Origin of the sequence: Rothia sp. HMSC076D04 (assembly GCF_001814645.1) — a bacterium.
Classification (GTDB): Bacteria; Actinomycetota; Actinomycetes; order Actinomycetales; family Micrococcaceae; genus Rothia; species Rothia mucilaginosa.
Genome location: NZ_KV817374.1, coordinates 301,464 through 324,185 on the forward strand (window position 1 = coordinate 301,464; position 22,722 = coordinate 324,185).

Annotated in this window: 20 protein-coding genes, 1 tRNA gene and 1 riboswitch; of the genes, 15 read left to right on the top strand and 6 right to left on the bottom strand. The window is 59.4% G+C overall.

Features of this window, described 5'->3' with window-relative positions; all coding sequences use genetic code 11:
• Positions 1 to 141: 141 nt before the first annotated feature.
• The 5 genes from HMPREF2980_RS09060 to HMPREF2980_RS09080 all read left to right on the top strand — a co-directional run bounded on the left by HMPREF2980_RS09060 (position 142) and on the right by HMPREF2980_RS09080 (position 6,564).
• Positions 142 to 1,467 (top strand): pentapeptide repeat-containing protein, encoded by a 1,326-nt coding sequence (locus HMPREF2980_RS09060; RefSeq protein WP_236146156.1) that lies wholly within the window; start codon positions 142 to 144, stop codon positions 1,465 to 1,467.
• 129 nt (positions 1,468 to 1,596) lie between these two features.
• The gene (locus tag HMPREF2980_RS09065; RefSeq protein ID WP_070687411.1) at positions 1,597 to 3,324 is read left to right on the top strand and encodes a pentapeptide repeat-containing protein; all 1,728 of its coding nucleotides are present in this window, start codon (positions 1,597 to 1,599) and stop codon (positions 3,322 to 3,324) included.
• 92 nt (positions 3,325 to 3,416) lie between these two features.
• Positions 3,417 to 3,896: a low molecular weight protein-tyrosine-phosphatase gene (locus HMPREF2980_RS09070; protein ID WP_246823713.1), complete on the top strand. Its 480-nt coding sequence runs from the start codon at positions 3,417 to 3,419 to the stop codon at positions 3,894 to 3,896.
• Positions 3,893 to 4,561 carry a nucleoside/nucleotide kinase family protein gene (locus tag HMPREF2980_RS09075; RefSeq protein WP_070691515.1) on the top strand — a complete coding sequence of 223 codons (669 nt, stop codon included), beginning with the start codon at positions 3,893 to 3,895 and terminating at the stop codon, positions 4,559 to 4,561. Before HMPREF2980_RS09070 ends, HMPREF2980_RS09075 begins: the two co-directional genes overlap by 4 nt.
• A 737-nt stretch (positions 4,562 to 5,298) precedes the next feature.
• Positions 5,299 to 6,564, top strand: a complete 1,266-nt coding sequence (locus HMPREF2980_RS09080; RefSeq protein ID WP_070691518.1) for a multidrug effflux MFS transporter — start codon at positions 5,299 to 5,301, stop codon at positions 6,562 to 6,564.
• 260 nt (positions 6,565 to 6,824) lie between these two features.
• Here the strand turns inward: HMPREF2980_RS09080 and HMPREF2980_RS09085 are convergent, their stop codons facing one another.
• The 4 genes from HMPREF2980_RS09085 to HMPREF2980_RS09100 form a co-directional block, all read right to left on the bottom strand.
• Entirely contained in the window at positions 6,825 to 7,727 is a 903-nt protein-coding gene (locus HMPREF2980_RS09085; protein WP_005509006.1) for an aminotransferase class IV, read from the bottom strand.
• Positions 7,728 to 8,103: 376 nt separating this feature from the next.
• Positions 8,104 to 8,901, bottom strand: a complete 798-nt coding sequence (locus HMPREF2980_RS09090; protein ID WP_049328094.1) for an energy-coupling factor transporter transmembrane component T family protein — start codon at positions 8,899 to 8,901, stop codon at positions 8,104 to 8,106.
• Positions 8,898 to 10,526 carry an ABC transporter ATP-binding protein gene (locus HMPREF2980_RS09095; RefSeq protein WP_070691521.1) on the bottom strand — a complete coding sequence of 543 codons (1,629 nt, stop codon included), beginning with the start codon at positions 10,524 to 10,526 and terminating at the stop codon, positions 8,898 to 8,900. Before HMPREF2980_RS09095 ends, HMPREF2980_RS09090 begins: the two co-directional genes overlap by 4 nt.
• Before the next feature lie 82 nt (positions 10,527 to 10,608).
• On the bottom strand, positions 10,609 to 11,253 hold the full coding sequence (locus HMPREF2980_RS09100) for an ECF transporter S component (RefSeq protein WP_070687993.1): 645 nt from the start codon (positions 11,251 to 11,253) through the stop codon (positions 10,609 to 10,611).
• 58 nt (positions 11,254 to 11,311) lie between these two features.
• Positions 11,312 to 11,412, bottom strand: a riboswitch (TPP riboswitch).
• Positions 11,413 to 11,679: 267 nt separating this feature from the next.
• Here HMPREF2980_RS09100 and HMPREF2980_RS09105 point away from each other — a divergent pair.
• Positions 11,680 to 11,913 (top strand): DUF4235 domain-containing protein, encoded by a 234-nt coding sequence (locus HMPREF2980_RS09105; RefSeq protein WP_049347564.1) that lies wholly within the window; start codon positions 11,680 to 11,682, stop codon positions 11,911 to 11,913.
• Positions 11,914 to 12,073: 160 nt separating this feature from the next.
• Positions 12,074 to 13,510, top strand: a complete 1,437-nt coding sequence (locus HMPREF2980_RS09110; protein WP_070691524.1) for an MFS transporter — start codon at positions 12,074 to 12,076, stop codon at positions 13,508 to 13,510.
• A gap of 201 nt (positions 13,511 to 13,711) precedes the next feature.
• On the opposite strand, the gene HMPREF2980_RS09115 is transcribed toward HMPREF2980_RS09110, so the two are convergent.
• A complete protein-coding gene (locus tag HMPREF2980_RS09115; protein WP_070691527.1) occupies positions 13,712 to 15,043 on the bottom strand; it encodes a septin family protein in 1,332 nt (443 codons plus the stop codon).
• 131 nt (positions 15,044 to 15,174) lie between these two features.
• Complete coding sequence (gene dcd / locus HMPREF2980_RS09120) at positions 15,175 to 15,774, bottom strand: dCTP deaminase (RefSeq protein WP_005509013.1); 600 nt, start codon at positions 15,772 to 15,774, stop codon at positions 15,175 to 15,177.
• A 153-nt stretch (positions 15,775 to 15,927) separates the two neighbouring features.
• Between dcd and HMPREF2980_RS09125 the strand changes: the two genes are divergently transcribed.
• The 8 genes from HMPREF2980_RS09125 to HMPREF2980_RS09160 all read left to right on the top strand — a co-directional run bounded on the left by HMPREF2980_RS09125 (position 15,928) and on the right by HMPREF2980_RS09160 (position 22,719).
• Positions 15,928 to 16,001 (top strand) — tRNA-Gly (locus tag HMPREF2980_RS09125).
• Between the two features lie 682 nt (positions 16,002 to 16,683).
• Positions 16,684 to 17,304, top strand: a complete 621-nt coding sequence (locus HMPREF2980_RS09130) for a thiamine phosphate synthase (RefSeq protein WP_049350533.1) — start codon at positions 16,684 to 16,686, stop codon at positions 17,302 to 17,304.
• A gap of 2 nt (positions 17,305 to 17,306) precedes the next feature.
• Complete coding sequence (thiO, locus tag HMPREF2980_RS09135) at positions 17,307 to 18,389, top strand: glycine oxidase ThiO (RefSeq protein ID WP_070691531.1); 1,083 nt, start codon at positions 17,307 to 17,309, stop codon at positions 18,387 to 18,389.
• A 48-nt stretch (positions 18,390 to 18,437) separates the two neighbouring features.
• Positions 18,438 to 18,635 carry a sulfur carrier protein ThiS gene (thiS, locus tag HMPREF2980_RS09140; RefSeq protein ID WP_049340547.1) on the top strand — a complete coding sequence of 66 codons (198 nt, stop codon included), beginning with the start codon at positions 18,438 to 18,440 and terminating at the stop codon, positions 18,633 to 18,635.
• Between the two features lie 184 nt (positions 18,636 to 18,819).
• Positions 18,820 to 19,590: a thiazole synthase gene (locus HMPREF2980_RS09145; RefSeq protein WP_049347554.1), complete on the top strand. Its 771-nt coding sequence runs from the start codon at positions 18,820 to 18,822 to the stop codon at positions 19,588 to 19,590.
• A complete protein-coding gene (locus HMPREF2980_RS09150; RefSeq protein ID WP_070593953.1) occupies positions 19,581 to 20,636 on the top strand; it encodes a HesA/MoeB/ThiF family protein in 1,056 nt (351 codons plus the stop codon). Before HMPREF2980_RS09145 ends, HMPREF2980_RS09150 begins: the two co-directional genes overlap by 10 nt.
• A 123-nt stretch (positions 20,637 to 20,759) precedes the next feature.
• Complete coding sequence (locus HMPREF2980_RS09155; RefSeq protein ID WP_070593951.1) at positions 20,760 to 21,872, top strand: MauE/DoxX family redox-associated membrane protein; 1,113 nt, start codon at positions 20,760 to 20,762, stop codon at positions 21,870 to 21,872.
• A gap of 181 nt (positions 21,873 to 22,053) precedes the next feature.
• Complete coding sequence (locus HMPREF2980_RS09160) at positions 22,054 to 22,719, top strand: class I SAM-dependent methyltransferase (RefSeq protein WP_070593949.1); 666 nt, start codon at positions 22,054 to 22,056, stop codon at positions 22,717 to 22,719.
• Positions 22,720 to 22,722: the final 3 nt, after the last annotated feature.

Genomic DNA, 22,722 nt, shown 5'->3' on the forward strand with positions numbered 1-22,722 from the left:
CCCACACACCATATGCACAGACCCCGCCCGTGCATCCAGCGCTGGCGGGGCCTTTGCGTTTGACCAGGCACGACTCACGGCAGGCAGGTTTACCCTATGCTGGAAGGTGAACGTTCCTATCAGAGAGGACAGGAGAACCTAGTGCCCAGCAATAACACATCATCCGCTCCAGAAAACCCGGTAGCTCCGAAAGCTCAGGAGAATCCTTGGTATATCCGGCACTTTACTAAGCTCCTCATTGGCTTCGGCTTGGGCGGCGGCGCGGTTGCAATTCTTCTGCCTTGGATGCTGTGGTTGCTCTGCGGCATGAGCTCGGGCAGTTCAGATCAGCTGCGTCTGCATCTGTTGTACATCACTGGCGGTATTATTGCGGTTCTGACTCTTCTGCAGACTAATTGGAAGAACCAGGGTGACCGTCTCAAAATTGATGCCGACATCAAGAAGAATGAGCAGGACGCGGAGAAAAACGAACGCGACCATATCCGCCAGGTTCACACTGAACGCCGAAGCCGCTATACCAAGGCTGTCGAGCAGCTAGCTGATGAGAAAGCGACTGTCCGTCTGGGTGGTATCTATACTCTCGTGGGCCTCGTTGATGAATGGCTCGCCGATGGCACTCTCATTCCCGAAGAACGACAGAAAGAAGGGCAGGTTATTATCAATAACCTCTGCTCTTACATTCGTTCGCCCTTTCCTCTGGCGTTAAAAGCAGAGATGTTTGAGGGCGATTCAGAGCCTGATAACTATGAAGGAGACTTCTCCAAAGACCGGACAGCATTTCGCGAAGAACAGGATGTACGCCGCACTATCTTCGGTGAAATGAGCAAACGTAGTAGCGAGGCTATTTTGGATGATTATGGCAAGTTAATCGAAATTATTCCAGGAACGTGGAGTAATTTTGATGTCAACTTCAGCCGATCACCAGTCTTTTATCCCCTCAATAACCTCACAATTGAGAAAGCTGATTTCTCGGGGACAAAGTTCTACACTGACGCAAAGTTCTTTAATTCAGATTTCATCGGGACTGCAAACTTCAACGAAGCGGTATTCACCAACACCGTAGACTTCAGCACAACTGCCTTTACCGATACCGTACATTTCAACGAGACAATATTCGCCAACGCCGCAGAGTTCAACGGGGCTATTTTCACCGGCGATGCGTTTTTTGCGGGGGCGACATTCACTAAAAATGCGGATTTCGGGTCGTCAAGCTTCAATCGCTCTGAGCCAATCTTCGCTATATCTATGTCAGATATAGGATTGTGGAGAGCTCGGTTCTCTGCACATGCAGATTCAAAAGATTACATATTTGAGACTTATCCCAAGAGTACTCATAGCTTCGCCTGCGGCACGGCTGAACTTCTCAACAAAACATTCATTCTCCCTCTCGACGCCGTACTGTACGACCCTGATTCCTGGGACGAAGAGAAACAGGACTACACCCGCCTCAGTGAACCTGCGCAGTAATATCCCGAAGGCCCCGCCACGTTGAATATGTGGTGAGGTCTTTGTGCATGGCCGTTAGAAGCGCAGGATAGGCAGCTTTGCACTATGCTGAAAGGTGACCGTTCCTCTCAATGAAGACAGGAGATTGTCTTGGCAAACAATGAGACCCCGCTAAAAGAGCCGCCTTATATTCGTTATTTCTCCCTGATACTCATCTTCCTCGGATGCCTTGGAGGCTTCCTGGCGTTTACAGTTCCTCTATGGAAGTCTTTATCCAACATTCCTGTCGTGGGCCCCGTTATGGGTTTCTTAAGTCTGCTTATCCCGGCTAGCGACACTGATAATAAGTACCCTGAAAGCAAAGCAATTGCGGATCTTCGTCTACACATTCTCTACATAACTGGTGGCATCATCGCCATCTTGACTCTTTTGCAGACCAGCTGGAAGAACCAGGTCGACCGTCGCAAGGTCGAGGCTGATATTCAAAAGAATGAACAGGATGCAAAGAACGAGGCTGCAAAACGTGAACAAGATGCCATCAAGAGTGAACGTGACCATATTCGCCAGGTACACGCTGAACGGCGTAGCCGCTATGCCAAAGCCATAGAGCAACTAGCCAACGAGAAAGCAGCTGTCCGTCTGGGCGGTATCTATACCCTTGTTGGCTTGGTCGATGAGTGGCTTGCTGATGAAACCCTCGAACAAAAAGAACAACAAAAAGAAGGGCAGGTTATTATCAATAACCTCTGCTCTTACATTCGTTCGCCCTTCCCCTTGGCAGAGGAAATTGAAGAATACGAAACCCGCAAGGAACTAGAAAAGCTCCAGAAAACAGATTCGGAGAAGCTCAGCGAAGAAGAATCTTCACGGCTCCAGGTCCTGCTTAAACGTTTCGAAGATTCTGGTGAATACGAAAAACCTAAAGACATCACCGCAGACTATGCAAAGTTCCACGAAGAACAGGACGTACGTCGCACTATCTTCGTTGAGATGAGCAAACGTAGCAGCGCTGTCAGTGTGGACGAGAGCAAGAAGGTAACTGTTAAATCCGGCGCATGGAGCGGCTTCAAGTTCGATTTTAGCCGAGCACCCATTTTCTATCCCCTGAACAATCTCACCATTGAACAAGGTCAATTCAGCTCTGCCCGATTCTACGGAAACACGAACTTCATATTCGCAAAGTTCACCGGAGACGCAGACTTCACGGGCGCAATCTTTACAGGAAACACAGATTTTAGATATACGACCTTCAACGAATATGCATACTTCGTAGACGTAGCCTTCAGCAGAACCGCAGATTTCTCAGACGCGACCTTCAACAGATTCGCAGACTTCTTGAACACGGATTTCAGCGGAGACGCGAACTTCTGGACGGCAACCTTCACTGGAGAGGCACGTTTCCGGAACGCAACCTTCAGCAGAACCGCAGATTTTACGCGCGCAACATTCACCAGAAATGCATATTTTACGTGCGCAACATTCACCAGAAATGCATACTTTGCACTCGCGACCTTCAACCGAGGTACACACTTTGAATGTACAACTTTCAGCGGAGACATACACTTCCAGGAGGCAACCTTCACCGGAGGGTTGACCTTCGGGGGCTCCTACTTCGAAAAGTATGCACCCACATTTGCAGAGGGTTCTGACTCTGCCCGATTCTCTGACCAAGTCAATTGGACAGAGAGCAACTTCGCTGTTCGTTCCGGAAGCCAGCCTATTGAACTTGGTAGTGCAACGCTCGGGGATAAAACCTTCAGCATCCCCTTCGGGACCGTAGTTTTTGACCCAGGTTCATGGGATGAACAAACCCAGGAGTACAGCCATATGAGTGTCACGTGCTGTAGAATTCGCCGCTCTCCCCATCACCAGGAGTAGCCCACCAGCACAGCCCCGTCTGTATCCTCTGATGCAGCGGGGCTGTGCCACACCCTCTACCCCACCGATACACTAGAACCATGTACCGAATCATGACTGTCTGCACCGGCAACATCTGCCGCTCCCCCGTCGGCGAATACCTCATCCGCCAGCACGCCCAAGAAGCCGGCGTGCCCGTCACCGTCACCTCCAGCGGCATCAGCAACGAAGAAGAAGGCAACCGCATCGACCCGCGCGCCGCCGCGCAGCTCACCACCCGCGGTATCGACCCGTCCGCGCACCGCGCCAGCGTCTTCACCGTCGAGGACTTCGACCGCAACGACCTCATCCTCGCCATGGACGCACCCCATTACCTGCGTCTCAAAGCCCTCGCCCGCAACGAGGACGACAAGGCCAAGATCCGCATGATGCGCAGCTTCGACCCGAAGGTCACCACCACCCACCTGGACCAGCTCGGCATCTACGACCCCTGGTACGGTAGCGAACGCGACTTCGTGTACACCACCGGCCTCATTGACGCCGCCGCACGCGGCCTCATCAACCACCTCAAGCAGGAAGGCGACGCGCAGTGAGTCAGCGTATTCCCCTGAACCAGAACCGCCGCGTCACCGGCACCACCGAAATCCTGGAGCTCTGCAAAGACATGCTGCGCCTGGAGCACGGCATCGGCAACGACTTTGACATGGACACCGCCGAATTCACCGAATTCCGTGCGCAGTTCCTTGCCGACTTCGCGCAGATCCCGCTGATTATCGGCATTGACGGCCGCAGCGGCACCGGCAAGACCCGCCTCGCCGCGCAGCTTGAGCAGGAGCTCACCGCCGCAGGGCACAGCGTGCACGTGCTGCACCTGGACGACTTCTACCCCGGCTGGGACGGCCTCTTCGACGGCGTGGAGGCGTGGGACGCGCTGTCCGTGCAGCTCACCGAAGGCATTGCCGGAACCTACACCCCGTGGGATTGGGAGGCGGGCGCCCCCGGTGAGGTGCGCACCGTCGACCCGGCGGCTACGCAGGTCATCATCTGTGAGGGTGTCGGCGCGATTGCGGGCGCCTGCGAGGTGCGTATCCTCGCCACCGCCCCGGATGAGGTGCGTTACGAACGCGCCATGGCTCGTGACGGTGACACGTTCCGCCCGCACTGGGAACGCTGGGCGGAGCAGGAGGAGGCGCTGCTCGCCGAGATCCCGGAGGACTACGCGACCGTGGACTTCATCTACGACAGCGCGGCGCAGTAGTAGCCGCCTACAAGACTGTAGGGCCCAATGCTTTGTGTATCTCGAAGCATTGGGCCCTACGGCTATTTAGAGGCAGTTTTACTGAGGCGCTGTTTTATTCAGGCATGGGAGCCGGGCTAGCGGATTCCATGCGGTCTTTATCCCAGTAGGTTGAGGTATTGCTCGGCGCGTGAGTGGAGGCGGTGCCGTCTTTTTCGTTACCTGGGTTGTTGCTAGAAAGCACAGCGAGGATTACGAGCAAGATGCAAGCTATGAGCAGCAGGATGCATAGCAAATATTTGTAATAGTGGTTGCGCATCTGAGGGGCCCTCCGGTCATATCGCGTGGTATGACCAACGTAAGTTATGCGGTCGCCCCGAGCAATGCTTCTCAAGAATATTTCTCAAATATTTCTGCATGGGCTGGGGGTTGAGCGGCAGGCTAAGCCAAGCCGCTCAAGGGGCGGTGTTATCCGTAAGCGACATCAGGGTGTCCGAAGCGAAGCGAGGACGGGTGCCCCTGTAGGAGCGTGGATGACACCGCCTCCTTCTACGCACCTTCCCCAAGCCCTCCCAACCCAGCTCAAAAAAAATATCAAACATTTAACTTACGAAGCCACCCCCAATTCTGCTACCGTGGACAAGTTGTGCTTCCAGCCTGCGCAAGTTCATCCCCGGATCCGGTACCGCCGCATCCACGTCTTGTAGAGCCGCAGGCGCCGTTGCACGCGCATCACGCAGAAAGAAAAACTAAGACTAATGTCTTCGAAGTCGACTAAGACCTCCTTCGGACTATCGCCCCTTTTCATTGTTGTTCTGGCGCTGCTGACCGCTATCGCACCGCTCGCTACGGACATGTACCTGGCGGCGCTGCCGGCAGTCGCTGAGAATCTGAACACCACCAGCACGAACGCATCCCTGACGTTGAGCGGGTTCATGGTGGGTATGGCGCTCGGCCAGCTGGTCGTGGGTCCGCTGTCGGATAAGACGGGCCGCCGCAAGCCGCTGCTGATTGGTGCGGTGGTTTGTTTTATGGCGACGGTGGCGTGTGGTTTCGCGCCGAATATTGAGCTGCTGATTTTTGCGCGTTTCATGATGGGCTTCACCGGTTCGATTGGTGCGGTGCTGGCGCGTTCTATCGTGGCTGATACGACTGAGGGTCTGGCGACCGCTAAGCTCATGGGCGTCATGATGATGATTAACGGTTTCGCGCCGGTGCTTGCGCCGCTGTTTGGTGGTTGGGTGCTGTCGTGGGGTAACTGGCGCGATATTTTCCATGTGCTTGGCGTGATTACCGCGATCATGATGCTCGGCGTGATCTTCGTGATTAAGGAGACCCTGCCGGTGGAGGAACGCTACCAGGGCACCGCCCTGAGCGTGTACTCGGAGCTGCCGAAGGTCTTCAAGATTCGCCGCTACCTGGGTTTCATGCTGACGATGTGCTTCGCGTTTGGTGCGCTGTTCTCGTATATTTCCGGTTCGACGTTTGTGTTGCAGAAGATTCTGGGCTTGTCCGAGACTGAGTTCACTATCGTGTTCGGTGTGAACTCGATTGGCATTGTGCTGTTCAGTGCGATTGCGACGAAGCTGGTGGGCCGTGTGGCGCAGCGCCGCATTGTGAATGTTGGCGTGGTGAGTCTGCTGGTGGTGTCTTCGCTGCTGGTGGTTAGCTTCCTTATCGGTATCTCGCTGGTGCCGACGCTGGTTCTGCTGTTCCTGCTGACCAGTTCGTGCGGCCTGATTTTTGGTAATGCTTCGGCGTTGGCGTTGAACGAGGCGCGCCACATGGCAGGTAGTGCGTCGGCGGTGATGGGTACGATTCAGGCTCTGCTGGGTGCGTTGGCGGCGCCGCTGGTGTCGTTTGCTGGTGAGCATGAGTACCTGCCGATGGGCTTCTCCATTCTGGGTTTCGCGGTCCTGACGGCGCTGGTGCTGTGGACTACGCCGCGTAAGGATTCGGACTACTCGGCTGACGGTAAGAGCCACGGCGCTGGTGAAGGTCAGGGTGCTCCGGCGGGCCACTAACCTGTTGTTTTTTGTGTAGCTAAAGCCCCGGATGGGCGACCCGCTAAGGGTTGCGCGTCTGGGGCTTTGCTGTATTTGCTGTAGCAGTTAGGGAGGCGCCCGTACTCTTCCTTCGCTCCTACAGGGGCACCCGCCCTCGCTTCGCTTCGGGCACCCTGATGTCGCTTCAGGAAGGTACACGCACCTCCTGCCCTTGACCATAGACAGCACAAAGGGACGGTATTATCCTCGCTCGGATAATACCGTCCCTTTTTACGCGTTTAGCTCTGTTGCGCCAGGTAGTTCAACAGGGTCGCGGTCAGCTCCGGGTCATGCGCCAGTGCCGTGCCGTTCAGGTGGGTCACCGGCGCAATCAGACGCACCGACGACGCCAACCACACGCCGTCCGACTCGAACAAATCCTGCGGGTAGAGCGGTCCGAAGCCCAGCTCCCAGCCGGCCTGGCGTGCCGCCTCGAACACCGCACCCTGCGTGGTACCGGGCAGGATGCCGTGGCTCGGCTCGGGCGTGTACAGCACCTTCTTGCCGTCCTCAATCTTGGCGACCAGCACCGAAGAAGTGGCGCCCTCAAGCACGCGACGCTCGTCGGTGATGAAGATAGCGTCATCCGCGCCGCGCTCCTGCACGTATCGCAGGACCGCCATGTTCACCGCGTAGGAGAGGGTCTTCGCACCCGCCAGCAGCCACGGGTAGGCGCTGTTGTCCATCGGCTCGTGGCCGCGCGGCAGCAGCATCGCCTTCACGCCCTCGGTGCGGCGCTTCACGATGGATGCGGGCACCGGCGACGCCATAATCAGCGTGTACGGGCCCGGCTGCATGGAGGTCACCGCCTGGGTGGGGCCGCGCGAAATAATAATCTTCACGATATGCTCTTCGCCCAGCGCAGTCTCGGCACCGGCGGTCGCCTCACGCATGAGGCGCTCCACCGCCGAACGCAGAATCTCGGGTTCCGGGTCGGGCAGATCCAGCATGCGCGCCGACGACTCGAGGCGGGACAGGTGCATGCCGAGCTTACGCACGCGACGGTTGACGGACAGCATGGTCTCGAAGACGCCGTCGCCGCGGGTGAAGCCCTGATCATCAACGCTGATGAGGGGCACGGACGGGTCAACGAAGATGCCCTGCGGGTTCTGCTCGTTCAGAAGAATTACGGTACTAGACATAGTCTTATTGTACGTTCGCGGCCAGACCATAGGCAGGAGGCGTCTGTACCTTCCTGAAGCGACATCAGGGTGCCCGAGCTCTGCGAGGGCGGGTGCCCCTGTAGGAGCGAAGGAAGAGTGCGGGCGCCCTCTACTCATGTCCCAAGTGGGGCTAGGCGCGGAGGAAATATGTGGTACCCCTCCTCCCTGTAGGAGCGAAGGAAGAGTGCGAGCACCTACGTATCCCAGCGTGGGAAGACGGTATCGCCCGTAGTGACATCAGGGTGTCCGAAGCGAAGCGAGGACGGGTCCCCTGTAGGAACGAGGGTGTATACCGCTTCCCAAGCAGAGCTACGAAAACGGAACCAGAAACGGAACAAACTACAGCAAGAGCAAACTAGCCCCAGAGGAACTGGATTGTACCCGCCGCAATAGATGCACCGTACGCAACAGCGATAATGACGGCGGCGGCAATGCTCACGTGCACATCACGCGGCGAATAGGACGGCACACGAGCCCAGGTGCGTTCGCCTGCGCCGAAGCCGCGCGCCTCCATGGTGATGGCGAGGCGGGAGCCGCGGCGGATAGCCTGCACGAGCAGGGCGAAGCTTTGCCCGCCGAAGGTTTGTGCACGTCCAGCGAGGGATTGGCCTGCGCCGAGTCCGCGGGCGCGTCGTGCCTGGCCGAGGGCGTTCCATTCGGCGAAGAGGATGCCGACGAGGCGCAGGGCGGCGACGGTGGCAAGCACGAACCGGGAGGGCAATTTGAAGGTTTGTGCGAGGGAGTCGCCGAGGTCGGTCGGGTCGGTGGTGAGTACGAATGCGAGGGTGGGTAGGACCATGGCGAGGGAGCGGATCATCATGGCTGCGCCGACGGCGGCGGAGTCGGTGGTGATGCTGTTGAAGCCGAGGTCGAGGATGGTGGTGCCGCTTTTGGCGCTGAGCATGGCGACGGACCAGCCGGTGGTGATGACGGCGATGAGGATGGGCCAGAAGCGGGCGAGGACGTTGACGGGTCGGAATCCGACGAGGATGAATCCGAGCAGTTCGAGGGCGAAGAGGATTCCGGAGGTGAGGGGGTCGCGCACGATGAGTGCGGCGATGATGAGGGTGAAGGAGACGATGAGTTTTACGCCGGCGTTGAGGTTGCTGAAGTAGCTGGTTCGGTCGATGGTGCCGAAGAAGTCGGTGTTCATGCGTTCTCCTTTCCGGGGGTTGTGGTGGCTTCGAAGGTGATGTGGTTGCCGCCGAGTGCGGCGGTGTAGTCTTCGTCGTGGGTGATGGAGATGACGGCGGTGCCGCCTGCGAGGAGTTCGCGGATGAGGTCGACGAGTTCTGCCCAGGTGCGTGCGTCTTGGCCGAAGGTGGGCTCATCGAGAATGAGTATTCTCGGTGCGGTGGCGAGCGCGGAGGCGACGGAGAGCCTGCGTTTTTCGCCGCCGGAGAGGGTGAAGGGGTTGGCGTCGAGTAGGTGGTTGAGGCGTAGGTGGGCCGCGAGTTCGTTGGTGCGGGCTGCGAGGTCGTCTTCGTTGAGGGGTTCGCGGGTGAGCGCGGCGAGTCGGCGGGGGCCGAGTTCGAGTTCTTCGCGTACGGTTCCGCGGATGAATTGGTATTCGGGTTCTTGGAAGACGTAGCCGATGCGGCTGAGCATTTGGGCGGGGGTCCAGGTGGGCACGTCCCAGTGGGCGCGCTCGCCGCCGTGGTTGCCGCCGTGGTTACCGTCGTAATTACGGAGCGCGTCGGTGGCGGTGAGGGTGCCGTTGGGTGCGGTGAGGAGCCCTGCGAGGGTGAGGGCTAGGGTTGATTTGCCGGCGCCGTTGGGTCCGAGCACGCTGAGGTGTTCGCCGGCGTGCAGGGTGAGGTTGATGCCGCTGCGCAGTACGGGCAGGTCGGTGGGTGCGGGTGCGGGGGTGTCGCCGAGGCGTTTGATGGTGCGTCGGCGTGCGCGTCGTTGTTTGGGGGTGGGTTGTGCGCGGGTGATGCTGAGGTTTTCGGCGCGGAGTAGCGCTTCGCCGCCCTCGTTTTCACCGCCCGCAATATTACCGGTCTGCGGCGCACGCGGCACGTAGTTGGGTACCCACACGCCTGCGTCGATGAGTTCTCGGCGGGCTTCGGTGAGTACGGTGTCGGGTGCGCCGTCGTGGGTGATGGTGCCGCCTTCGCCGAGCACGATAATGCGGTCCATGTGCGGCGCCCAGATGCTCACGCGGTGTTCTACGACGAGCAGGGTCGCTCCGGTGGCTTGCGCGGCGGCAAGGATGCTGTCGCGTACTTCCTGCACGCCGGAGGGGTCGAGGTTGGCGGTGGGTTCGTCGAGGATCATGGCGCCGGGGTGCATCGAGAGGATGCCCGCCAGGCCGAGGCGCTGCTTCTGCCCGCCGGACAGCGCGCTGCTGGGGTGGTCGAGGGGCAGGTCGTTGAGCCCTACGGCGGTGAGGGCTTCGGTGACGCGGCCCCAGATTTCTTCGCGGGGTACGCGCAGGTTTTCGGGGCCGAACGCGACGTCGTTGCCGACGGTTGCCATGACGATGGAGGATTCGGGGTCCTGCTGCATCATGCCGGCGGTGCCGCGTGCTTCGGCAGGGGCTTGCCCGTTGATGGTGATGGTGCCGCCGGCGGATTCGCCGTCATCATCGTGGAGCACACCGGCGATGGCGTGCAGGAGCGTCGATTTGCCGGCGCCGGAGGTGCCCAGTAGCAGGACTTTTTCACCGGGGTTGATGGTGAGGTTGAGTCCGCTGATGACGGGTTCTGGGCGTCCGGGGTGGTGCCAGCTGAAGTTGTTGAGCTCGATGCGCGCCCCGCGCGGTGTTGCTTCCATAATGGTTCCTTAGCCTTGTGGCTGCTGAGTGTGCCGAGTGGTGACTCGTTGTGAGTGACTAGGGGTGTCTAGTTGCTGGTGATTAGCGGCGGGTCTTGCCGGATGCCAGCGAGGAGAGCACACCGGTCTTGGCGAGGTTCTGCACGAGAATCCATGCGAGGAAGCCTGCGATGATTGCACCGGAGATGACGGCGCACGCTACGTAGATGATTGCCTTGACCGGTTCCATGTCGGGGTAGTAGATGAAGATTTCGTTAACGCCCATGAACAGGCCGCTGAGCGCGCCGGCGAAGACTGCTACGAATGCGTCCCAGCGACGGTAGCGGAAGATTGCGAAGGCGATTTCAGCGCCGATGCCCTGGAAGAAGCCTGCGATCAGGATTTCGCCGCTCCACGCGCCGCCGGTGAAGAGTACGGAGATGAATGCTGCGACGATTTCGCCGAAGAGTGCCGCACCGGGCTTGCGGATGAGCAGGCCGCCGAGGGTGCCGCCAAGCAGCCATGCGCCGGCGACGATGGGGCGGAATTCGGGTGCTGCTACGAGTGCGGTTTTCGCGGCGGGGCCGACTGCGATGTCCCAGATCCAGAAGATGACGGCGCAGGCTACTGCGATGACTGCGGCGATAACGATTTCGTTGACTCGCCAGCGCAGGTTCGGCTTCTTCGTTTCTGCCTGGGTAGATGCCTGGCTAGATGCCTTGGAGGCGGGGGTTACGTTCTGCGACATTGGTGGTCCTTCCTTCGTTGGAAGGGGAATGTCCTCGCCCTCTGAATGGACGAGGGCATTGAGAAGAAATTCGACTCCCTACACCGGTACTAACCGGATCAGGTTCGAGGGTCTGCTTAGCACTCTCAGCGCCTCGGTGGCGCTCCCCTGTCGTTGTGGGGTTCCTTGTCCGTACCGTTGTGGTGCGGGTGGAAGCCCAGGTTCGATTGTAGGCGTGTCTGGCTGTTCGTGCCAATTTGCCGCTTTTTGTTTTCTTCTTCTGCCCACATTACAGAATTGCACGGTGTACAATTTTGGGACGGAGCGGCTCCAAGGCGGCACGAACGCCTTAAACCCTATACGCTAGGGAGTGGCGCTCTTTTCTCACCCAACCCCGAAGGGGTTCACGGGCAGGACGCCGCATCGTATACAGCTAAGGAGATACACATGAACCCCGTCGCTAAGCTTGCCATTGCGGGTATCAACATGGGCGCTACTGCCCTGGTTGGTAAGGGTCTGGGCGCAGCCTGGACCAAGGCTACCGGCAACCAGCCTCCCGCCATTTCCCACGACTCTGAAGACACCCTGCGTCAGGTCATCCTCTGGACCGTTCTGACCTCCGTCGTGGGTGCTGTGGTGAGCTTCGGTATTGCTCGCCTGCAGCGTCGTTTCTTCAACTAAGGCTTTGCGCCTTCCGCGCGAAAGTTCATGAACTAGGCGGTACGTATCTCCACTCGGTACGTACCGCCTGGTGTTCCCTCTTCAGCACGCCCGCTCTACTTCAGCAGGTTTCACGCCGCCGCTACGCTGAAGCGCCACCTCGGCATCCGAAAGCACAACTATGACTATTTCTTCTCCCCGCCGTAAGACGAAGGCTCCGCGTAGGGTCGTTGACCACGCGAACAGCCGCCGTTCGGTCGCGTCCTGGGTCATGTGGGATGTTGGTTCGTCGAGCTTCGACTCGATTATGATGACCTTCATCTTCACCGTGTACCTGACCAGTAGCTATTTCGGCACTCCCGAAGAGACCTCCTCGGCGCTGTCTCTGGGTCTGACCATTGCAGGGTTCCTCATTGCGATTCTGGCGCCGGTCACCGGTCAGCGTAACGATAAGTCCGGCAAGGGCATCTTCTGGCTCGGTGTGAACACCATGCTGCTGGTCGCTTCGATGGCGGCGTGCTTCTTCGTGGGCCCCACCCCGCAGTACCTGTGGCTGGGTGTCACCCTGATTTCTGCGGCAAGCGTGTTCAGCGAGTTCGCGTACGTGAACTATAACGCCGTACTGCCGCGCATCTCCCACCCGGAGAATATCGGTAAGATTTCGGGCGCCGGATGGGCTGCCGGCTACATTGGCGGCATCCTGGCGCTGGCTGTGGTGCTGTGGGGTTTTGTGCTTACCCCCGAAGTGCTCGGCCTGACCACCGAGAACGCCCTGAATATCCGTGCGGTCGCGCTGTTCGCCGCCGCGTGGTGCCTCATCTTCTGCGTGCCGCTGCTGGTGCGTATGCGCACCCGCGAGCGCTTCCTGCCGGAGGTGCTGCCCACCCGCGAGCTGCGTTTCCTGGAGCTGGGTCTGGAGCGTTTCTCCCCGGCTCGTCAGGGCGGTCTGCTCGCCTCCTATAAGGCGCTGTGGCGCACGATTCGTCGTCTGAAGATGACCTCCCCGCAGACCCTGTGGTTCCTGGTTGCATCGGCGGTGTTCCGTGATGGTCTGTCCGGTATTTTTACGTTCGGCGGTATTCTTGCGGCGGGCACGTTCGGTTTCAGCACCTCCGAGGTGATTCTGTTCGGTATTGCCGGTAGCGCTGTCGCCGCGGTTGGTGCGATCCTGGGCGGCTACCTGGATGACTACCTGGGCCCGAAGGCAATTATTGTTATCTCGCTGGTCGGCATTATTTTGGCGGCTACCCCGCTGCTGTTCTTCCCTCAGCCTGGCGTGTTCTGGGTATGCGCCCTGCTGCTGTGTCTGTTCGTTGGCCCGGCGCAGTCGGCGTCCCGCACGTTCCTGGCTCGCCTGGCTGAGCCCGGTACTGAGGGTGAGCTGTTCGGCCTGTACTCGACCACCGGTCGTGCCACGAGCTTCCTGGCTCCGATGCTGTTCGGTCTGTGTGTGAGCATCATGGGCGCGCAGATTTGGGGTGTGCTCGGTATTCTAATCGTTGTGGTGGCGGGCCTGCTCCTGCTGCTGCCGGTGAAGGCGCCCGGTGCGCTGCGTGTGCGGGCGGCTCGCCGCGAGAAGAAGCGTGAACAGAAGCGCCGCAACAAGGCAGCCCAGTAAGGCTGCTCGGTAAGGCGTCGCGGGGCTAAGCGTCCTGCAAACCCCCGCAAATACAAGCCCGCAAACACACAGGGAGGGGCGGGTAGAAGATCATTCTTCTACCCGCCCCTCCCTCGTGCTTAAGCAGCGCCTATCGAGCAGCGCCTATCAAGCAGCGCTCAGTAAGCCGCGCCAGAGAGCCGTGTCAGAGAACCGCAGTGGTTAGTCCTCCACCACGTCGTCCTCATCATCAGAGACAGCATCCTCAGAGGAATCCAGCGCAATCTGCTGCTGCTCCTCATCCAGAACCTCATCGCTGGTCATCTGAGCCCAGGTCGCGTCATCAATCAGCGGATCATCAATCACACGAACCCACAGCATCGAACCAGCCGCCAGAGCGCTCAGGTTCTCGTCATACGCCTCCGCAGGCAGACCCTCAAAGATCTCAGCCAGACGCGCAAACAGGTCATCATACGAAATGTCGCCCTCAGCCTGCAGCCAGCACTCAGCCGCAAAATCAGACAGCTCATTCAGCTCAGTGTCACACAGCAGCAAGAACGGGCCGTCCTCACCCACACGCACACCCGAAGTGCCCGGCATACGAGACACCGCAATCGTACCGTTCAAGAACACACCCGGCAGGTGATCCTCAACCGTGTACTTCTCCAGCTTCTCAACCTCATCAGCATTCGGCAGCTCACCGCCATTCAGCAGATCCTGAACCAGCGGCAGAGTATCCTCAACCTCCGAGTACACCAGGCGCCACACGCCACCGCAACGCTCCACCAGCTTAGCCAGCGACACAACACCCTCAGGGTGACGCGCCAGACCCGAGCTCTGCTCACTCAAGAACACCAGAGCCTCATGCAGCGGAACACGCTCAAAATACGGCTCCGAAGCCGACTCATCACGAGAAATGAACACAATACGCGACAGCTCATAGCTGAGGTCATCACGATCAACCACGTTCAGGCCCAAATCCACCGGGTTCTGCTGATCCTTCGGCGCATTCGGGTCAACAATCACAGACAGCGGCTTCGGATACGGCGACACAACACCCTCATCCGAAATAATCGCAGTCTCATCAGTCAAGTACGCAAACTTGGAACCCAAGAAACGCGAAGCAGTCGTCTTACCGCTACCAGAAACACCCACCAGCGCAACAGCGCGCTTCGACTCAGGGTCACCAATAACAGCCGCATGCAGCATCACACCGCGACCAACCAGCTGCTCAATCATCGCCAACGTAATACGGCTCGTCAGATCCTGCATACCCGAATCATCATCAGCCACACGCAGCGTCGAAACCTTATCAAACGAACCCATCAACGGATTCGCCAAATCCATCACCGACTCATCAGTCGGCGCATGAACCAGCATCACCTGATCAAAACGAGACAACGAAGCATACGCCTCATCAGGAGTATCAAAAAACTCCGGAGCAAGAGGCTCCCACGCCTTCTTAAAACGCTCCACAAAAGAGTCCGACATATCAATCAGATACAAAGAAACTTCCGCGCCAGCAACACGCAGAACAACAGGCTTCAGATTCATCAAAAATCCTTAGAGAGTGAGAGATAAAAACCCGCACGCGAGTGAACGCACGAGCACAAACGGGCGAAAAACCGCCCAACGCGGGCGCACAAACACACAGCCTGCACGCCCGCACCCCAAAGCGGGAAAGACTAAGACTCCACAGAACCATCCGCAGGAATCATCGTCTGATGAAAATTCAAATAACTACGCGAAGCAGTCGGGCCACGCTGACCCTGGTAACGGTTACCATACGCACCAGAACCATACGGATGCTCAGTCGGGCTACTCAAACGGAAGAAACACAACTGACCAACCTTAGAACCCGGCCACAACATAATCGGCAAAGTCGCCATGTTCGACAACTCAAGCGTCACATGCCCAGAAAAACCAGGATCAATAAAACCAGCCGTAGAGTGAGTCAACAAACCCAGACGACCCAGCGACGACTTACCCTCCAGGCGGGCAGCCACATCATCAGGCAGGGTCACCTTCTCATACGTAGAACCCAACACAAACTCACCCGGATGCAGAATAAACGGCTCATCAGGAGCCACCTCCACCAGGCGCGTCAAATCCTCCTGCGGCTGAGCAGGATCAATATGCGGGTACTTATGGTTATCGAACAGACGGAAGAAACGATCAATCCTCACGTCCACACTTGCAGGCTGAATCATCGACTCATCGAACGGATCAAGAACGATGCGCCCATCAGCAATCTCTTGACGAATATCGCGATCTGAAATAAGCACGCTTAAAGGATACCTGGCAAACACCACCCACGTGCAGGCATCCACCAGCCCCAGCACACAGGCCTACATCACATTTCAACCCCGCCACCCCGCGCACAAACAACCGCAACACATTTCACTCCCGACAAGCAGGCGCGATACACTGAAAAAGATGCGGCTGTAGCTCAATGGTAGAGCGCACGCTTCCCAAGCCTGATACGCGGGTTCGATTCCCGTCAGCCGCTCCACAAGCCCCGGACCTTATGGTTTGGGGCTTTATTTTTTAGGTTGGATGCGGTGGTTGGGCCAAGAGTTTAGGATGCCGCTTGGGTTGGACGGGTCGAGGCGGTATGTTCCTTGCTCCTGCAGGGAACCCGTCCTCGCTCCGCTTCGGACACCCTGATGTCGCGACGGAACATACCGGCCTCTCCCCTACTAACTCTCTCCCCTTCTCCGGGCAGGTGGAGTAGTGGGTGCGGCTGCGCGGCTGGGAACGAACCGCGGGCGCTCGGTTTGGGAAGAGTGTGCGCGGAGGCGGGGAAGGAATACTGGGGTTAGGTACCGCAGACAGCTCGCCGGAGATAAAGATTGGGTTGCAGGCATTGTGGTAGCTCAGTTTAGGAAGTCAGGGTGCCTACCAGCGGGCTCAGCGCGAAAGGGCTTGCCGCAACTGCGCGAGCGCGGTGCCGCTATACCTTCCTGCAGCGACATCAGGGTGCCCGAGCTCTGCGAGGGCGGGTGCCCCTGCAGGAGCGAAGGAAGTGTATAGCGCGCCGGCCTCTCCTCCGCACAAGCGAGGAATGCACCCCGTCAGACATCTCAAAAGTTTGAAGAATGTTCAACTCACTACACAGCTGTGCTAACCTAACCACAGAAATTCCATGAGAGAATTTCTCAAAACATCTACTCGACGACGAATCGTAGACCCGCATGACCCGCGAAACGCACCCCTACACCACCCCCGCACGCCCCCTCGACCTGAACCTCTACCTCGTCACAGGCGACAACCCCCTCGAAACCGTTCGGGCAGCCAAACACGCCACCTGCATCCAAGTCAGGTCCAAACCCATCAGCGCGCGCGAACTCTACCAGCTCACCGAAGCTATCGCCGGCATCATCCAGCCGCACCAGACCCTCCTCATCGACGACCGTGTTGATGTCGCCCTCGCGTTGCGTGCCCGCGGCGTGCGCGTTGATGGCGTGCACATCGGTCAAGACGACCTGCCCGTAGCCGACGCCCGCGCCCTCCTCGGCGCCGACGCGATCATCGGTCTGACCACCGGCACCCGGCAGCTCGTCGAAGAGTCCAACAAGATCGCGCATCTGATCGATTACGTTGGTACCGGGCCGTTCCGCCCCAGCCCCACCAAGCAGTCCAACCGCCCGCCCCTCGGCATTGATGGGCTCCGCGAACTTGCCGAACTGTCCGCCGTACCCACCGTAGCTATCGGCGACATCACCCCCGAAGACTGCCCCGCCATCCGCACCACCGGAGTCGCCGGAATCGCCATGGTCCGCGCCTTCGTCGACAACCCCGCACTGCAGGCATAACCATGACCATCACCATCATTGGCGGCGGAATCATCGGCCTCACCACCGCGTTTGAACTCACCGAACACGGCGAGAACGTGCACCTCGTCGACGCCGAAACCAGCGACTACGGCACCACCGACGACGGCACGGCGCTCTACCCCGCCGCCAGCCACTACGCCGGCGGCATGCTCGCACCCATCGCAGAAGTGCAATTCCAGCAGGACGCGCTCTTCCCGCTCATGACCGCCAGCGCCGACGCCTACCCCTCCCTCATGGGCAGGCTCAGCCGCGCCACCGACCTGCCCACCGGCTACGACACCACCGGCACGCTCATCATCGCAGCCGACCGCGCCGACGCCGAGCACCTGCAACGCACCCGCGCCTACTACCGGGACATGAACCGCCCCGCAGACCCCGTCACCCCCACGCAGGCACGCGCCCTCGAACCGCTCCTGGCGCCGCGTATCGCCGGCGCCGTGAGCATCCCCAGTGACCATCAGCTACACCCGCGGCTCATGAGGCGCGCCCTCAAAGACGCCCTCACCCGCCGCGGCGTCACCTTCAGCGCCGAACGGGTCACCGACCCGGACGCGGGCGACATTATCTGCGCTGGACTAGGGGCAACACTGCACGGGGACTACCCGCTACGCCCCGTCTACGGGGATATTCTGCGTCTGCGCGCCCCGCGGCCCATCCTCAAACATGTGGTGCGCGGCTACGTGAACTCCCGCCCCGTCTACCTCATCCCCCGCCCTGACGGGGAGCTATGCATCGGCGCAACCAGCCGCGAAGACCACCGCACGCTGCCCGCCATTGACGGCGTACACCAGCTGCTACGTGACGCGATCCGGCTCGTGCCCGCGGTTGAAGAGTGCGAGCTTCTGGAGGCGAACGTCGGCGCCCGCCCCGGCACCCCGGACGACCTGCCCATCTTTGGGCACCGCACCCGTACTGACGGCACCCGCCAGCTTGTGTCCACGGGCTACTTCCGTCACGGTATTCTGCTTGCCGCGCTCGCAGGCAAGGTCGGCGCGGAGGTCGCCTGCGGGGCTGAGATTCCGCCCATTATGCAGGCGTGCGACCCGGCACGATTCACCCACTAAACACAGTCCCCGCCGGGTGCACCCGGCACCTTCACGAAAGGATTTCGCATGATCATCACCTACAACGGTGAGCCGCTAACCACCAACGCCCCCACCGTATTTGACCTTGTCATGGACCAGTTTGGTACCGAAAATGGCGTGGCTGTGGCGCTCAACCGCAGTATCGTGCCGCGTTCCACCTGGCTGGATGTGCCGCTGAGCGAGGGCGATAGGGTGGATGCCCTCACCGCCGTTCAGGGCGGCTAATCTTCCAGCCTGTACCGGCAATATTCTCACCGGTAAATACCCGCAGGAGAATACCCACCGGCAAAAAAGAACAGATATTCTCGGTTTTTGTTCCCTAAACCGGGCGCACCGTAGCGCCCCGCACCAACCAGCCGCACCAACCAGCAAACCCCGTTATCTAGACGTTCCCACAGAGGAGAACACCATGAGCCTCACACCGCTCACCATCGGCGACCGCACCTTCAACTCCCGCCTTATCATGGGTTCCGGAGGCGCAACCAGCATGGACCTGCTCGAGCAGGCGCTCATCGCCTCCGGCACCGAAATGACGACCGTTGCCATGCGCCGTCACGCCGCAGGCACCCCCATTTTTCCGCTTCTGCAGAAGCTCAATATTGCGCCGCTACCTAATACCGCAGGGTGCCGCACCGCAGCCGATGCGGTGATGACCGCGATGCTCGCCCGCGAGGCACTGGGCACTTCCTGGGTGAAGGTCGAGATCATCCACGACGAAGACACCCTGCTGCCGGACACCGTGGAGCTGTTGAACGCTTGCGAGCAGCTGGTCGCTGAGGATTTCACGGTGCTCGCGTACACCTCTGACGATCCGGTGGCTGCAGCTCGCCTGGAGGATGCGGGCGTTGCGGCGGTTATGCCGTTGGGCGCGCCGATTGGTACCGGTCTGGGCATTTTGAACCCGCACAATATTGAGCTGATTGCTTCTCGCGCGCAGGTTCCGGTGGTTCTGGATGCCGGCGTGGGTACCGCCTCCGACGCGGCGCTGGCGATGGAGCTGGGTTGTGATGCGGTGTTGTTGGCGTCGGCGGTGAATCGTGCTGAGGATCCGGTGGCGATGGCTCAGGCGATGAAGTTTGCGGTGCAGGCGGGCGCGTTGGCGCGTGAGGCCGGCCGTATTCCGGTGCGTGAGCACGCGAAGGCGTCGTCGCCGTCGGAGGGTTTTGTCTCGTGGATGTAAACCTTGCCCCTACCCCGGTGAATCCGGAGCATGCGCGCCTGGATCGCGAGCGCACGGACCGTCAGCGTCGCCTGCCGGGCTTTGATCAGGATGCGGTGGCGGCTGCCCGCGTGTTGGTAATTGGTGCTGGTGGTTTGGGTTGTCCGGTGGTGCAGGCGTTGGCGGCGGCTGGTGTGGGGTATCTGCATATTGTGGATTCTGATTCGGTGGAGCTGTCGAATATTCAGCGTCAGCCGCTTTTTGGTGTGCCTGATGTGGGTGAGCCGAAGGCGGAGGTTGCGGCGCGCCGTGCCCTGGAGCTGTGCCCGTCGTTGACGGTTGAGACAACGATTCGGCATGTGGATGCGTCCTGGATTTTGGATCTTTTCGCCGCCTCGGCACCGGATTGTGTGGTGGATTGTACGGATACATTTGCGTCGAAGTATCTGATTGCGGATGCCGCGCAGCTTGCGGGTCTGCCGCTGGTGTGGGGCACGGTTTTGCGTTTTGGCGGGTCGGTGAGTCTTTTTGAGCCGGATGGCGCGCATTTGCGTGATATTTTTCCGACGATTCCGCAGACGGTGGAGTCGTGTGCGCTTGCCGGGGTGTTGGGTGCGACAACAGCTGTGGTGGGTTCGCTGATGGCGACGGAGGTGCTCAAGTTTGTGAGTGGTTTGCCGACGGCGGCGGGTACTCTGCTGACGTATGATGCCTTGTCGGGTACGTGTACGTCGTTTGGGGCGGTGCCGGATCCGGCGCGTGTGGTGCCGGTGGATTTGTCGGCGCATGATGTTCCGCAGGTTCTGCTGGATGTGCGTGAGGTGCCCGAGCGTGAAGAGTCGGTGAAGCATGAGGGTTCGTTGCATCTGCCGCTATCGCAGCTGAGCGACGCTGAGGGGTCGCTGTTGCCGGCAACCGACGTGCCCGCGGAGCTGCTGAGCTTGTTTGAGTCGGTGCGTGATCAGCGTGTGGGCGTTTTCTGTGCCTCGGGTGCGCGAGCGCAGCGCTTTGTGCAGGCGTACGCGGAGCTGGCGGGCGAGTACGGGGTGCGCCTCACGGCACTGTAGAGATGGTTTCCCCATGTGCAGGGCGTAAAATCGTGTATAACACGGCGGCTCGTCGCGCGGTTTGTTCTGCCTAAAAACTGCCGCTGCCGCCTCCTGTTTTCGCACACTCACTCTAGGAGTTTTATGCTCACCGTCTCTACTGTGCCGCTTGTTTTGTGTACGGCACTTGTTGCGTTGACTTTGTTGATTAGCGGTATTGCTAAGGCGAAGGACCCGCAGAGTACCGTGACCGGTATTCAGAATCTTGGTTTGGAGAAGATCGCGCCGACCCGTGCGGTGTCGCTGATTTTGCCGTGGTTCGAGATCGCCCTAGCCGCCGTTCTGCTGCTGTCGCCGGTGCGTTTGCCTGCGGTGATTGCTTCAGGTTTGGCGCTGATTCTGATGCTGTTCTATACGGTGGTGATTGCGCGCGCGCTGGCGACGGGTCGTACTGCGGGTTGTAATTGTTTCGGTTCTGAGTCGAATGCGCCGGTGAGCCGTTACACGCTGGTCCGTAATATTGCGCTGCTGTTGGCGGCGGCTGGTGCGCATGCGAGCGCGTTGAGGGGCGGCACGGGCGTTGTGTCGACTCTGCTGGGTCTGGGTAATAGCGGCTGGACTTGGGTTTTTGGTGCGGCGCTGATTGCTGTGACGTTGGAGGCTGTTCGCCGCGGTGATGCTCTTGCGCAGCCGGAGCCGCAGGCTGAGGTGATTTTGCCGGAGCCGGTGTATGACGAGAACGGTGAGGAGCAGTATGTTCGCATGCCGATTCCGCATGCGGCGCTGTACCTGGAGAATGGCCGTCACACGAATATGCGTGCGTTGGCTAAGAATCAGGCGCGTGTGCTGGTGTTTGTGTCGGCGACCTGCGCTGGTTGTGTGAAGTTTTTGAAGACGATGGCTTCGTGGCAGGAGCGTCTGCCGCAGGTGGCGTTGCATCCGGTGTATTCGAGCCTGGAGTCGTTGCAGACCTCGCGTAATGCGGGTACGTTGCCGGAGGGTTTGACTCCGTTGATTGACCGTGAGGCGGGTTCGCGCGCGAATTTTGGTAATGGTGTGCCATTGGCTGTGGTTTTGGGTGCTGATGGTCTGATTGCTGGCGGCCCGGTGGCTGGTAATGAGCAGGTTGAGGCGCTGCTGACTGATATTGAGGAGCAGTTCGCTGAGGCTGCTCGTTTGGCTGAGGAGGAGCGTGAAGAGCAGATGCGTAAGGCGCTTGCTGAGGATACGTCGAATACTGGCGGCGACCACCTCTAACCGTCCCCTGTAGCTTCTCTGCTTTTCGTACTGTCCCGATAGCCCCATCCGGCTCTTACTGCCCTTACCCGCAGGTGCCGGGTGGGGCTATGCTAGAACGTAGCGCACACACCGCTTATATGCCGCGGTCACCTTGCCTGGTGGCGGTTGGCGCATCCTCAACCCTGTCTAAGGAGTTTTTATGGCAATGATGAGTTTCAACGCTCCGGGCGAGCGTGAGAAGTCCTTGTGGCTGGTCCGCAAGGAGAGCAACCCGAATCATTCTCAGTGGTACATTGACCGTTTTAAGGCGATGGAGGCTGAGGGTAATGATATGGCGGGTGAGTCTCGTCTGTTGAACGCTATGGCTTCTCGCGGTGCGAAGATTCTTGATGCGGGTTCGGGTCCCGGTCGTGTGGGTAAGCAGCTACACGCGTTGGGTCACCGTGTGACGGGTGTGGATATTGATCCTGAGCTGATTGAGGAGGCGCGCCGCGTCTGCCCGGATGCTACGTGGATTACTGCCGATTTGGTGGATTTGCCGGAGGTGCTGGGCATTGAGGGTGAGGCTACGGCGGAGAATGGTTTTGAGCTGCTGGTGTGTGCGGGTAATGTGATGGGTTTCTTGGCTCGTTCGACTCGTAAGCCGGTGGTGGAGAATTTCCGTCGCGTGTTGGCGCCGGGTGGCCGCGCTGTCGTGGGTTATGGTTCGGGTCCGGGCCGTGATTATGCGTTTGAGCAGTTTTTGGCGGATGCCCGCGAGGTTGGCCTGAACGTGGATAACACCTACTCTTCATGGCAGATGCACCCGTTTGTGGAGGGTTCTTCGGAGTTTTTGGTGGCGGTGCTGTCGCGCCCGGCGAACTAGGCT